Origin of the sequence: Microcystis sp. M144S2 (assembly GCF_020246065.1) — a bacterium.
Lineage (GTDB): Bacteria > Cyanobacteriota > Cyanobacteriia > Cyanobacteriales > Microcystaceae > Microcystis > Microcystis ichthyoblabe_A.
Window position 1 is genome coordinate 1 of sequence record NZ_JADBTR010000098.1, and the last position, 12,293, is coordinate 12,293.

14 protein-coding genes are annotated in these 12,293 nt (G+C 43.2%); 7 read left to right on the top strand and 7 right to left on the bottom strand.

The genetic code is table 11. From position 1 onward, the window contains the following. A partial coding sequence (locus IM462_RS12005; RefSeq protein WP_502866647.1) for a photosynthetic reaction center family protein occupies positions 1-624 on the bottom strand: 624 nt, incomplete at its 3' end. Positions 625-809: 185 nt separating this feature from the next. Here IM462_RS12005 and cynS point away from each other — a divergent pair. Further along, a complete protein-coding gene (gene cynS, locus IM462_RS12010; RefSeq protein WP_287704544.1) occupies positions 810-1,247 on the top strand; it encodes a cyanase in 438 nt (145 codons plus the stop codon). A 365-nt stretch (positions 1,248-1,612) separates the two neighbouring features. On the opposite strand, the gene IM462_RS12015 is transcribed toward cynS, so the two are convergent. Both IM462_RS12015 and IM462_RS12020 read right to left on the bottom strand, forming a co-directional pair. Then, positions 1,613-3,424, bottom strand: coding sequence for a sodium:solute symporter family protein (locus IM462_RS12015; RefSeq protein WP_287704542.1), 1,812 nt, complete (start codon positions 3,422-3,424; stop codon positions 1,613-1,615). 44 nt (positions 3,425-3,468) lie between these two features. Beyond that, positions 3,469-3,837, bottom strand: a complete 369-nt coding sequence (locus IM462_RS12020; RefSeq protein ID WP_287704540.1) for a hypothetical protein — start codon at positions 3,835-3,837, stop codon at positions 3,469-3,471. A gap of 153 nt (positions 3,838-3,990) precedes the next feature. On the opposite strand from IM462_RS12020, the gene IM462_RS12025 reads away from it, so the two are divergent. Beyond that, on the top strand, positions 3,991-4,164 hold the full coding sequence (locus IM462_RS12025; protein WP_002739017.1) for a hypothetical protein: 174 nt from the start codon (positions 3,991-3,993) through the stop codon (positions 4,162-4,164). A gap of 11 nt (positions 4,165-4,175) precedes the next feature. Here IM462_RS12025 and IM462_RS12030 read toward each other — a convergent pair whose 3' ends face one another. Together IM462_RS12030 and IM462_RS12035 are read right to left on the bottom strand one after the other, a co-directional pair. After that, a complete protein-coding gene (locus IM462_RS12030) occupies positions 4,176-4,778 on the bottom strand; it encodes a chromophore lyase CpcT/CpeT (protein WP_287704539.1) in 603 nt (200 codons plus the stop codon). 77 nt (positions 4,779-4,855) lie between these two features. After that, positions 4,856-5,881 carry a cyanophycinase gene (locus tag IM462_RS12035; RefSeq protein ID WP_287704538.1) on the bottom strand — a complete coding sequence of 342 codons (1,026 nt, stop codon included), beginning with the start codon at positions 5,879-5,881 and terminating at the stop codon, positions 4,856-4,858. Positions 5,882-6,101: 220 nt separating this feature from the next. On the opposite strand from IM462_RS12035, the gene IM462_RS12040 reads away from it, so the two are divergent. Next, complete coding sequence (locus IM462_RS12040; protein ID WP_190359131.1) at positions 6,102-7,250, top strand: substrate-binding domain-containing protein; 1,149 nt, start codon at positions 6,102-6,104, stop codon at positions 7,248-7,250. Between the two features lie 525 nt (positions 7,251-7,775). On the opposite strand, the gene IM462_RS12045 is transcribed toward IM462_RS12040, so the two are convergent. Next, entirely contained in the window at positions 7,776-8,897 is a 1,122-nt protein-coding gene (locus IM462_RS12045) for a site-2 protease family protein (RefSeq protein ID WP_409791182.1), read from the bottom strand. Positions 8,898-9,068: 171 nt separating this feature from the next. On the opposite strand from IM462_RS12045, the gene ruvA reads away from it, so the two are divergent. From ruvA to IM462_RS12065, 4 genes are all read left to right on the top strand, one after another. After that, entirely contained in the window at positions 9,069-9,698 is a 630-nt protein-coding gene (gene ruvA / locus IM462_RS12050; protein ID WP_287704534.1) for a Holliday junction branch migration protein RuvA, read from the top strand. A gap of 310 nt (positions 9,699-10,008) precedes the next feature. Then, positions 10,009-10,494 carry an allophycocyanin subunit alpha gene (gene apcA, locus IM462_RS12055; RefSeq protein WP_002744263.1) on the top strand — a complete coding sequence of 162 codons (486 nt, stop codon included), beginning with the start codon at positions 10,009-10,011 and terminating at the stop codon, positions 10,492-10,494. A gap of 79 nt (positions 10,495-10,573) precedes the next feature. Then, positions 10,574-11,059, top strand: a complete 486-nt coding sequence (gene apcB, locus IM462_RS12060) for an allophycocyanin subunit beta (protein WP_002738786.1) — start codon at positions 10,574-10,576, stop codon at positions 11,057-11,059. Between the two features lie 189 nt (positions 11,060-11,248). Then, positions 11,249-11,452: a phycobilisome linker polypeptide gene (locus tag IM462_RS12065; protein WP_002739162.1), complete on the top strand. Its 204-nt coding sequence runs from the start codon at positions 11,249-11,251 to the stop codon at positions 11,450-11,452. Between the two features lie 52 nt (positions 11,453-11,504). Here the strand turns inward: IM462_RS12065 and msrB are convergent, their stop codons facing one another. After that, positions 11,505-11,921, bottom strand: coding sequence for a peptide-methionine (R)-S-oxide reductase MsrB (msrB, locus tag IM462_RS12070; RefSeq protein ID WP_287704532.1), 417 nt, complete (start codon positions 11,919-11,921; stop codon positions 11,505-11,507). Positions 11,922-12,293 lie beyond the last annotated feature (372 nt).

Here is a 12,293-nt window from a genome sequence, read left to right on the forward strand (position 1 = left end):
ACCGCCGAACACACCAGCAACACCTAACATATGGAAGGGGTGCATCAGGATGTTATGTTCTGCTTGGAACACGAACATAAAGTTAAAGGTTCCAGAGATTCCTAAAGGCATACCATCAGAGAAAGAACCTTGTCCGATGGGGTAGATTAGGAATACAGCAGTAGCGGCGGATACAGGTGCCGAGTAAGCAACACAAATCCAGGGACGCATTCCTAAACGGAAAGACAGTTCCCACTGACGACCGAGGTAGCAGAAGACACCTAGTAAGAAGTGGAAAATGACTAACTGGTAGGGACCACCGTTGTATAACCACTCATCTAAGGAAGCTGCTTCCCAGATGGGGTAGAAGTGGAGTCCAATCGCGTTGGAAGAGGGAACAACTGCACCAGAGATGATGTTGTTTCCGTAGAGTAGAGAACCAGCTACAGGCTCGCGGATACCGTCGATATCTACAGGAGGAGCGGCGATAAAGGCGATGATAAAGCAGGTGGTGGCGGTGAGCAGGGTGGGGATCATGATCACACCGAACCAGCCGACATAAAGACGGTTGTTGGTGCTGGTGATCCACTGGCAGAACTGCTCCCACAGGGAAGCGCTCTCGCGCTGTTGTAGAGTTGTAGTCATGGTTGGATAATTTCTGTATGTATTAGATTGTCAAGGTTCGTTGTTTGACATGAGTTAATACTATCGGCTTTTTATAGTTATGTAAAGGGGTTTTAAGAAATGTTTTTTTATCAATGTCATAACTTTTACTTATATAATTGATGTTCAGGTAAACTAGAAGCAGACAAATTCTGCAAAAATAAGCGATGATACCCGAAATTACTGCAAAACTATTGGAAGCGAAGAAGGAAAAAGGACTGAGTTTCGCTGACCTAGAAGCGATTCTAGGACGAGATGAGGTGTGGATTGCTGCTGTTTTTTACCGGCAAGCGAGCGCCTCCCCAGAGGAAGCATCGAAAATTGTGGCAGCTTTGGGACTGGGAACCGAAATCGTCGCATCCTTAACCGAGTATCCTGTCAAGGGATTAGGTCCGGTTGTCCCCACCGACCCCCTGATTTATCGTTTCTACGAGATCATGCAGGTGTATGGAATGCCTCTAAAATTGGTGATTCATGAAAAATTCGGCGATGGTATTATGAGTGCGATCGATTTTACCCTCGACGTGGATAAGGAGGAAGACCCTAAAGGCGATCGCGTTAAAATTACCATGTCGGGTAAGTTTTTATCCTATAAGAAGTGGTGAGTCCGGCTAAAGTCAACGGTAAGGGATTTCTATTCCTTGCCGCTTTTGCTATTTTTCTTAACAAAACTTAACAATTGACAGCAAAATTTTGCTTGCTTTTTTCGGCAGATTTTGGGATAATCTTTTTAAAAGAGTTTACTAACAATGGAAATCCAAAGAACCGAAGCTAAACACAACAGTCCCATTGTAAGAGAATCATAACCCAAGCCGCCGCAAAAGTCAAGGGATATCTCCTAATTCAGTGATTAGTAAACAGTAATCAGTAATCAGTGAAAAGACAGTAGGAAACTGGCATTTGATGAGGCTCACTTAATCCATACTGCACACTGAAAACTGAAACCTGAAACCTGATAACTGATAACTGCCTAACCTAAATCTCGGTCTTTAGTGACGGTAATTTCCTTAGATAAATGTCGATACCAAGTAAAATAGAGACCGATGGAAAGCAAAAGAAAAACCAAAGCCAAAATCTTCAAACTTTGCCACTGCTTGATGATTAAAACAATCCCCATCATAAAGAGGACTAATTGCCAAGGAACGGTAAGAAAAGCGGCGATGATATCCCGTTGATTTTCCGCTTTAATTTTTGCCTGTAGGTTAGGTTTAACACTTTGACGTACTTCTCCCCAAAAGCCAAAAGGTCGGGTAACATTATAGAAATTTTCCATGACTAAACTATCGGTGGGAGGAGTTAACAAAGTAGCGATAATACAGCCAGCTAAAGCGAACAAACTCGGCACAAGAAAGAGAATATATTCCTGATATTGACTGTGACGAAAGAAAGGTAAAATTATCATTTGTGAGGCAATAGCCGCAATCATTCCCGCTAAAGTTCCCACAGCAAAACCATAACCATTAAAGCGCCACCAATACCAACGTAATAGGAGAGGAACTGCTAATCCCACCCCTAATCCCGTGGTCAACCAACCCCAAATATCATTGACATTTTGGATATTAAAACTCAAAACTAAGCCAATTACTACCACAAAAATCGAGGCCAGACGACCTTGAAAAACTAACTCCTGTTCTCCCGCATTTGGTTTCAAAAAAGCTTGATAGATATCTTTGACCCAATAGGCAGCACTAGCATTAATAACTGCGTTAAAAGTGGACATAGCTGCCGCTAAAAAAGCAGCAATTAATAACCCTTTCATCCCCACAGGAATGTATTGAGTAATCACCGTGGCCAGAATTCTTTCTGGGTCTGTAATCGTGCCTTCGGTTAAACCGTAGTGAATACCTAAAACCGCAAAAGCTGTGACTAAAGGCCAACGGAAAGAAAGCAAAATAATCCAGAATAAAGATAATAAACCGGCATCTCGATCGCTTTTGGCGGCTAGGTATCGTTGTAACATATAACCACCGCTGCCGCTGCAACCTTCGATGATGGTTTTAACTAAATAAAAGAAAATCACCCCACCAAACAAATTAAAGATGGCATAATCTCCGGGTAAATCCAAAGTCATCGAAGGAAAAATACTAGCCCAGTCGCTTAAATTCCAAGTTTTTGGCTCCGCTGCCCCCGGAATTGCTACCGTGAAACTATCAGGAAGATTGACAGTAAAAAAAGCCACTGTCGATACATAAATTACCGCCACAAAAATCAGAAATCCTTGAAATAAATCGGTAATTACCCCACCATAAAAACCACTGGCCACCGTATAAATTAAGGTTAAAAGAATTAATATCACCGAAGCAAGACGATCATCCATACCCAGAAACTGCCCTAAAAATTTCCCCCCCGCAACGGAGAAATAACTCATCGCACCGATAGAGAATAAGAGAGTGGCGACGGCGCTAATAATTCGGGCAAAATTCCCCTGTTTTCCAGTTCCAAAGCGAAATTTCATCCATTCCGCCATGGTCATAACTTGGGCGCGGCGATTCCATTTGCCCATAAAAGCCATGAGAAAGGCCATAATTAGGACAACACCGCCCCGGATTTCGATAAATAGTCCTTTAGGACCGACCGCGTAAATTAGGGCAGAAATGACCATAGTTCCCGCTAAATCGGTGTTAGCCGCCATTCCCGACACCCCTAACATCCACCAAGGCAAATTGCGATTACCTAAAAAGTAGGATTCTAGACCTTGAGAAGCTTTTTTCTCGGCGATAATCCCGATTATTAGGGTTGCTGCCAGATAAAGCAGCACAATTACATAATCAATTAACTGCATAGTTTCAAATCAATTTAACTTTCGATCGTTATAGCATCAATTGACTACGATTTCTGGCTAACGGTTTCTTTTTCTAAGATTTGCACCCGTTGCTCCAGCTTTTTTAAATCTTCCTTTAGTTCAATTACTAAAGTGGCTAAACGCTGGAACAATGGGTCACTTTCCCCGACTACTTCCCCATTTACTATACCCGTTCCCGATCGCCGTTGGGGAATCGGAGCGGCATTTTCCCCGCGGATGGATATTCCTCGGACTTGACTTTCAAGGCGCTCGACGCGATTGCGGAGACTAATTAACTCCGATCTTACCGCCGTATCCGATTGTGCCTGGCTGGCATTAACAAAACTCAGTATTAGCAAAAGGGAGATAATCAGCGTTAAAAAGCCAGAAAAAGAGATTTTAGCTAATTTCATCGATTTTACCCCCTATCTATCTGACCCGACTTAATGTTAAGAAACGTGGCTAAATCTAAAGCTTGATTGCAATTCCGCCCCCGGGTGATTAGTGGCTCAAAAGAGGATGATAAGGTAAAAAACACGATTTTGTCGAAATTTGGCCTTATCTCTATGTATAAAAACTCAGATAAAGATTTTCTCGGAGCGGCAATCACAGCCGGTTTAGGTGCGGGAATCGTCACTTCTTTTGCTGTCAATCAAGGACAAGACATCGGTACAGCTTTAGGAATTACCGCTTTAGCGGCTGTTTGCGGTGTTATCTGCCGTCATTTTGACCTAATGTGATGCAATCTTCCTCACACATCCAATTCTGCCGAAAAATCCCGTTTTTTCTCGTATTGATAGGGACCGAGCAGAGCGCCCCAAATTCCCTTACCGGTGCTGGGATCTAGACCTTTATCGTAGGTTTTTAGGCTATGATTCGTCACCTCGAAACCTAAAGCCACCTGATAGGTTGTACCCTCATAGGTAAATTGACAGCGCTGTTCCGGTTGCGGTTGGGCGATAAACTGGTATTGATTATCAGCGAGAGTATTGACTTTGACCGATAAAGTGCAAGTAGGCAGAAAAGTTAGGTCTTCTAAGCTAATTTTTCGCAAAATATCGGGATTTTTGCCCGCACCTTGCACGGATTTCAGGTCATTAAACATATAATGCCTAACCTCTAACCCTGCCGATTCCGAGCGCATTAATCGCCACAGTCGCGGTCGGTAGGGTTGGTCTAAATTGATTATACTTGCCTGTTCGGCAAAAAGAGCGATGCTGTCTTCCCGAAATAAAGGCAGCGGACGCAACCATAAGCGCAGGTGAACGTACCACACCGGTTCTGCTTGCGCTTGCCGTTGATTTTCAAATTCACCCGCGAGATACTGACCAAAAGTGATTAATTCAGGGGTCATAGCTCAAAAAATTCTCCTTATTGCCTCAAAATTAATCCTAACACCCATAGAAATCACTTTTTTGACAAAAATGACCTTCAGGCTACCGGAACCCGCTTAAACCCAGCTATTCCCCCTTTAGTGTACCAATATTCCCAGCCACCGCCAGCAGCACTAGACCAATCCTTGAGGTCAAATTCACCGCTGCCAGAGGGAGTTCCTGCGATGCGATAGACTTTCACCGCTTGACCGTTATTATTCCAGATTAAAGGCCGATCCGGCTCCATCTGTTCGGGTAGAGTCCCGTTAGTTTGCAGAAAATAGGCATCTTGTCCCTTATCGGTGCCGTTGCCGTAGACTTTGGCGATACCATGCTCATCGATCGCCAGAAAAGCACCTTCTTCTAAACCGATAGCGTAGGCGGGCAGTTGATTGTGATTATCGTGTACATTGCGGGCTAAAAAACCAAAAAGGCGACCATATCTTGTTTCGGGATGATCTTGATTGAGTCGATCCAAATGGGTATCTGTCACCACTTTTTTGAGAAAAGGAACCCGAATAAAATCACTCCGATAGAAGTCTTTAGTGTTGAAGTGAAAGGGATTATTTAATATTTCCGAACTCAGTACCCCTTCGTGAGTGGGCGCATAGTAAAAATCACCCAGAATAGCCATTCCTGCGCTGGTTCCCGCCACGGGAACTTTTTTCTCATTGATCAGATAATTGATCGCTGTTTCCACCTTTGTGCTTTCCCACAAATCCTCGTACTGATTTTGATCACCACCGGCAAAAAAAAGAATATCGGCATTACGAATATATTCGATAACATCAGGATTATTCGCCGCTTCACGACTATCAATTGATAGTTCCGCCGCCGAGTTGATCAGGGAGCGGTAATTGTCGCAAATCCAATCAGCTTGACCGCCAAGATCGCCAAAGCGCAACACTAAGTAATTACCGCCTTTAGCCCGATTCAATAACCATGTGGTCGCCTGATCTTCTCCTAATTTACCTCCTTCCGCTCCCCCGATTAATAAAATACCTGATCGATGTTTTACCGACTGAAAATTGGCTTTTCCACAACGACAAGAATAATGGAAATCTCGATCATGATTGTCTGACATAGTCTTATACCCTCGCTCCTTAGCTTACTCTTTCTATCCTAGCTTTAACTAGGACAAAATCAGAGTTTTCTACCATAAAAGTTAACAACAAAGCCGATCTATAGCTGAAATCGGTAGCGGCAAAACTCCCTAGTTTACATTTTGTTAAAAATCGTCCTATAATAATGCAAGGCTAGAAACTGGCAATTATTACTGTTGAAGTTGAGAATCGGCGGGCGATATGTTAAATAGACGTTCTTTTTTGCAAGGATTAGGTACAATCGCCTTAGCGGGAGGTTTGAGTGGCTGCGCTTCTGGAAGCGGCGAGCCGAGCATTTTTCTCCTCTCCGGTTCGATTCCGCCGCGATTACTAACAGACTTTCGGAAAACTATTGCCGAAAAAAAAGTCAATTTTCAGTCGGAAAGGCAGCTGAAAGAGCTATTAAAATTGTTGGAAAAATGGTTGAAAAATCAGGAGCAACCAGCCTCACAATTTCCGATTCCTATCCCTTTTACGGAACAAAACCCAGCGATCGGTAATTTAGTCACCCTAGGGGATGCTTGGCTAGGAAAAGCGATTAGCAACGGTTTAATTCAACCCCTAGATACTTCTCAACTCTCTAATTGGTCAAAACTGCCCCCCCGTTGGCAAGAAAATATGACTCGCAATGCCCAAGGACAACCGCAAACAGAGGGAAAAGTCTGGGCTGCGCCCTACCGTTGGGGAATGACAGTAATTGCCTATAATGAGGAAAAATTCGCTCAATTTGACTGGCGGCCACAGGATTGGTCCGATCTATGGCGACCGGAATTAACCGGTAAAATTGCCCTAATTGATAATCGTCGCGAAGTCATCGGTTTAACCCTAAAAAAATTGGGTTATTCTTATAATTCTAGTGATTTAAAGCAAGTTACGGCACTAAAAGACCAGCTATTCGCTTTACAAAAACAGGTAAAATTTTATAGTTCTCAACATTATTTACAACCCCTGATACTCGGTGATGTCTGGCTGTCTGTGGGTTGGTCTAATGATATTTTACCAGTGAGCGATCGCTATAATAAAATTAAAGTTGTTGTCCCCAAATCCGGCACTTCTCTCTGGTCAGATGTCTGGGTAAAACCAGTTTTAACTACTCCTAATTCTCTTGTCCAGCAATGGATTGATTTTTGTTGGCAACCAGAATCCGCTACTAAAATTTCTTTATTTACCTCTGGATTATCACCCCTAGTTCTCACTGAAAATCCCGACCAAATTCCCTCAGATATTAAAAATAATCCTTTACTTGTCAATCCAGAAGCGATCAAAAAAAGCGATTTTCTAAACCCTTTATCCCCAGCAACCGAGCAAGAATACGAGCAATTATGGCAAGCAATGCGACAGTCAGTATAGTCAGGAGATACTAGACAAAATTCTGCGGGTTGACTCTTTGTGTCCTCTGTGCCTCTGTGGTTAAAAAATGCTTATTGCCTGCTCTCGAAATCAGACCAAAAAGGAATAGTTTTAAAGCAACAGGAGATACTAGGCAAAATTCTGTGAGTCGTCAACTTAACACTGATAACTCATAAATTATACTTTCCTGAAAACCATTTGTATATAAGGTCTAAAATACTCGCATTAATTACAAGACTAATAAATTCAGAATATCTGTTTGCTTGTAAATTTGATGATGATCCTCCGAGCATTGCTTGTATATGGTTATTAACTTCTGGAGCAATTAAAGTTACATAAGCGGCGACAACAAGGATAAATCCTAACAGATAGCGATTAGAATGATTCATCAATATTGAGGTGAAAATTACATTGACCTAACTGATTCTAGCTGATAACTGCTCACTGATAACTGATAACTGCTCACTGATAACTGCTCACTGATAACTGATAACTGATAACTGATAACTGATAACTGATAACTGATTAAGCGGTTTGACTTTGGGTTTCTTGGGCGAGAAAAGTAAGGATAGAAGCTTTCTCAATTAACCCCAAAACCGTGCCGTTTTCTTCTACCACTGTCACTTGAGATAAATTTTCTCCTTCCAAAATTTTCACCACATCTAGGAGGGAAGTATGAGACAAAACCAGTTTGAGACTTTCGCTAGTTTGTAATAACTGGCCGATATTTACCTCTGTCCATTGGGAAGTGGGAATCGTTTTCAGATCCTCTACATTAATCACCCCTAATAGTTTACCTTCGCTATCGGTAACTAGAAATTTAGACCATTGTTGTTTACCGATAACATAATTATTAGCAAACTCGCGCAGGGTTAAATTAATCGGCACTACAGGACTATTAGGAGAGATAACATCTTTAGCACTGTAGCGACTTAGGAAATCTTGAACCTTAGCTGATTGAGCGGAAAAGCCGGCATTTTGTAGGAGGAAAATGCCAATTAATAGCGTCCAAAAACTGCCAAATTGAGTGATTCCGAGAATTGATAGCGCACCGATGACAATCGCTAACCAACCAAAAAATTGACCGAAACGACTAGCGAATAAAACCCCTTTATTGGGATTACCCGTTACTTGCCAAACGATGGCTTTAAGGATATTACCACCATCTAAAGGTAAACCGGGGATCAGGTTAAATAACCCTAGGGCGAGGTTGATATAGGCCAGCAGAGAAAGAATCGCCGCCATGGGCGCATTTAAGCTAATATTGAGACGAATAATTAGGAAAATACTGAAGAGCAGTAAACTAACTAAAGGGCCAGCAATTGCTACTAGAAAAGCTTCTAGGGGAGTTTTCGATTCTCTGCCGAGAGTTGCCAAACCACCGAATAAAAATAGGGTAATTGATTTAACTTCAATACCTTGGGCGATGGCAACAAAACTATGGCCTAATTCGTGGGCAACCACGGAGGCAAATAGGAGAATAGCGGCAAAAAATCCTAAGAGCCAGGGCATAATTCCCGTTAACTGGGGAAACTGACTTAAATCTCCCCCATAGGTTAAGGTAATTAACCCCAGAACAAAGAACCAAGAAGGATTAATATAAAAGGGAATTCCAAAGAGATTCCCGACTCTAATGTTGCCATTCATTTTGTATCTTCTCCAATTATGGGGGACTAACGCCAAGAAAATTAGGTTATCAATTGCGCCATTCACTTCTGTTAACAATTGTAACAAAAATGAAAATCTCCCCAGCATTCCTTCAGGGAGTAAAAACCGTCATTGCTGTGGTTCGGTTATTTTCGTAGGAGAATTAAATCAATGATTAATTATTTACGGGGACAAGCGATCGAGGTGATCAAAACCCCGAATAACCGACTGATCTTGATTTTAGACGTAAACCAGATCGGTTACGAAATCCAAATTCCCTCGCGATTAGCCCTAGACATCGGCAAAGATAACAATGATAGTCGTCAGATTTTTACTCACCTAATCCTTCGCGAGGAGCAGCCTTTATTATACGGTTTCGGCACCGCCCCAGAGCGAGATCTGTTTCGTCAACTGCTTTCCGTCAATGGAGTTGGGGCGCAATTAGCCCTAGCTTTAATCGATACCTTGGGGATTGAGGAACTTGTGGTGGCAATAGTAACAGGAAATACTAAAATTTTGAGCAAAACCCCCGGAGTCGGCTTAAAAACAGCAGAAAGAATCGCTTTAGAGTTAAAAACTAAATTGGCAGCATGGCGACAGCTAAAAGAAGTGACGGCGACAACCACGGCAATACTACCAGCAGCGGAGATACGCGAAGATGTGCAGATGACCCTTTTAGCTTTAGGATACAGCCAAGAGGAAATCGATCGAGCTATCGCAGTCCTCAGTCAAGATGCTTTATTTAGTAAAAATACTCAGCCAGAAGACTGGATTAAAGGAGCAATTAATTGGCTAGGTTAAATCAGGAGGCAGGAGACAGAAGGCAGAAGGCAGTTTCATTTATTCTCCCCACAGCCCACAGCCCACAGCCCACACCCCACTCCGGCGCTCCCCACTCCGGCGCTCCCTTCTCAGGGCAAATGTTAAAAAGTATTACGAAAATATTGAGAAGGTGAACCAGATGCCGCAAAATAGTTGCGTTAGGTCGCTCTAGCTAGGGAAGTCTTGAGATGCTAAGGCGGAAACGAGATAACTTGAGCTTAGTGACCACAACTGCTATAAAATGTCAGATTAAGTTTATTAATCTCACTTAGTTGGGAGGAATCCATCAATGAGTATCGTCACGAAATCGATCGTGAATGCTGATGCTGAAGCTCGTTACCTCAGCCCCGGCGAACTAGACAGAATTAAAGCCTTCGTTACCAGTGGTGCCGCTCGTTTACGCATCGCTGAAACCCTGACCGGCGCTCGCGAAACCATCGTCAAACAAGCTGGCGATCGCTTATTCCAAAAACGTCCTGACATCGTTTCCCCCGGTGGCAACGCTTACGGCGAAGAAATGACCGCTACCTGTCTGCGTGACATGGACTACTACCTACGTTTAATCACCTACGGAGTAGTTGCTGGTGATGTCACCCCGATTGAAGAAATCGGTTTGGTCGGTGTGCGTGAAATGTACAAATCTTTAGGAACCGACATCGGTGCCGTAGCTCAAAGCGTTCGCGAAATGAAAGAAGTTGCTACTGGTCTTATGTCTTCTGACGATGCTTCTGAAGCTTCTTCCTACTTCGATTACGTGATCGGCTCTATGTCGTAGAATAACTCCTTTGTGAATTGTTCTAGACACACCCCTCGTAAACCTCTTAAGATTAAGCAAAACCCAAGGAAGAACCACCATGCAAGACGCAATTACTTCTGTTATCAACTCTGCTGACGTTCAAGGCAAATACCTTGACGCTTCTGCTCTCGGCAAACTGAAAGGCTACTTCGCCACCGGTGAACTGCGCGTGCGCGCCGCTAGTGTCATTAGCGCCAACGCTGCTGGTATCGTTAAGGAAGCTGTCGCGAAGTCCCTGTTATACTCTGACGTAACCCGTCCCGGTGGTAATATGTACACCACCCGTCGCTACGCCGCTTGTATCCGTGACCTCGACTACTATCTCCGTTATGCTACCTACGCTATGTTAGCTGGAGATCCTTCTATCCTCGACGAGCGCGTTCTCAACGGCCTGAAAGAAACCTACAACTCTTTAGGTGTACCCATCTCCTCCACCGTTCAAGCTATCCAAGCGATGAAAGAAGTCACCGCTAGTTTAGTCGGTGCTGATGCCGGTAAAGAAATGGGGATTTACTTCGACTACATTAGCTCTGGCTTAAGCTAGAAATAACGAACTCGGACAAAATAGGTTCGGGAAGCCGAGGATGAGTGCTAGGTCTTTAAAGGCTGAATCTGTCCAAGATAGGTTTTGACGAGCTAGTATTGATCCTTGACTCCCGACCTTTGTTATTTTAGGAAAAAGCCTTCGTTAGTTTGAGCGACAAGTTTTTCAGCGATTAGGAGAAGTCAATCCATGCGGATGTTCAAAATCACCGCTTGTGTTCCTAGCCAAAGCCGCATTCGGACACAACGGGAATTACAAAATACCTATTTTACCAAACTCGTTCCCTACGATAATTGGTTTCGTGAGCAACAACGCATCATGAAAATGGGCGGCAAAATTGTCAAAGTGCAGTTAGCTACTGGCAAACCGGGAACTAATACAGGTTTACTGTAATCGGCTGCCACTAGAACTTAAAAAAAGAGGTCTTTCCAGACCTCTTTTTGCTTTAGGGATTTTTTTCAAACTGCAAAGCGGCAGAGTTGAGACAATAGCGTTTTCCCGTCGGGGGTGGACCATCATTAAAAACGTGACCGAGATGAGCATCACAGGTGGCACAAAGAATCTCTGTCCGCACCATGAAAAAACTAACATCTCGTTCATACTTAATATTAGTCTCGTTAGCAGCAGTCCAGAAACTCGGCCAACCAGTACCCGAATCATACTTGCTGTCCGAAGTAAATAACTCCGTACCACAGCAGACACATTTGTAAATACCTTTTTCCTTATTATCGTGATATTTACCCGTAAAAGCCCGCTCTGTTCCCTTTTTGCGGGTAACTTGGAACTGTTCGGGAGTTAGCTGGGTCTGCCATTCCGCCTCGGTTTTACGAACTTTTTCTACCATAGTCAGGACAACCGCCATTATGATTAAATTTCTCTTTTTAGTCTAACCTGAGTTCGAGATCTGGTTTTTTTTCATAAACATGAAGTATGACCTGATTTGGCATCGGCTTCTGATGACGGACTCCCAAAAAGGAAAACTTGGCTAGGAAACCCTATAAACTTAGCATAACCTCAGCTTATCAATGGTATAAGTAACAATAGTTTCAAACCCCTTTACAAACCGATACAAAGTCTTTAAGATAGAGACATCATCAATCGTACCTCGATAACTTAATAGGAATCATAAACCAATGACCACCACTCTACAACAGCGCGAGAGCGCTTCCCTGTGGGAGCAGTTCTGCCAGTGGATCACCAGCACCAACAACCGTCTTTATGTCGGCTGGTTCGG

Bases quoted from the DNA above. Each gene is read 5' to 3' on its own strand.
- cynS (WP_287704544.1), top strand. From the start codon at position 810: ATGATACCCGAAATTACTGCAAAACTATTGGAAGCGAAGAAGGAAAAA.
- IM462_RS12015 (WP_287704542.1), bottom strand. From the start codon at position 3,424: ATGCAGTTAATTGATTATGTAATTGTGCTGCTTTATCTGGCAGCAACC.
- IM462_RS12020 (WP_287704540.1), bottom strand. From the start codon at position 3,837: ATGAAATTAGCTAAAATCTCTTTTTCTGGCTTTTTAACGCTGATTATC.
- IM462_RS12025 (WP_002739017.1), top strand. From the start codon at position 3,991: ATGTATAAAAACTCAGATAAAGATTTTCTCGGAGCGGCAATCACAGCC.
- IM462_RS12030 (WP_287704539.1), bottom strand. From the start codon at position 4,778: ATGACCCCTGAATTAATCACTTTTGGTCAGTATCTCGCGGGTGAATTT.
- IM462_RS12035 (WP_287704538.1), bottom strand. From the start codon at position 5,881: ATGTCAGACAATCATGATCGAGATTTCCATTATTCTTGTCGTTGTGGA.
- IM462_RS12040 (WP_190359131.1), top strand. From the start codon at position 6,102: ATGTTAAATAGACGTTCTTTTTTGCAAGGATTAGGTACAATCGCCTTA.
- IM462_RS12045 (WP_409791182.1), bottom strand. From the start codon at position 8,897: ATGAATGGCAACATTAGAGTCGGGAATCTCTTTGGAATTCCCTTTTAT.
- ruvA (WP_287704534.1), top strand. From the start codon at position 9,069: ATGATTAATTATTTACGGGGACAAGCGATCGAGGTGATCAAAACCCCG.
- apcA (WP_002744263.1), top strand. From the start codon at position 10,009: ATGAGTATCGTCACGAAATCGATCGTGAATGCTGATGCTGAAGCTCGT.
- apcB (WP_002738786.1), top strand. From the start codon at position 10,574: ATGCAAGACGCAATTACTTCTGTTATCAACTCTGCTGACGTTCAAGGC.
- IM462_RS12065 (WP_002739162.1), top strand. From the start codon at position 11,249: ATGCGGATGTTCAAAATCACCGCTTGTGTTCCTAGCCAAAGCCGCATT.
- msrB (WP_287704532.1), bottom strand. From the start codon at position 11,921: ATGGCGGTTGTCCTGACTATGGTAGAAAAAGTTCGTAAAACCGAGGCG.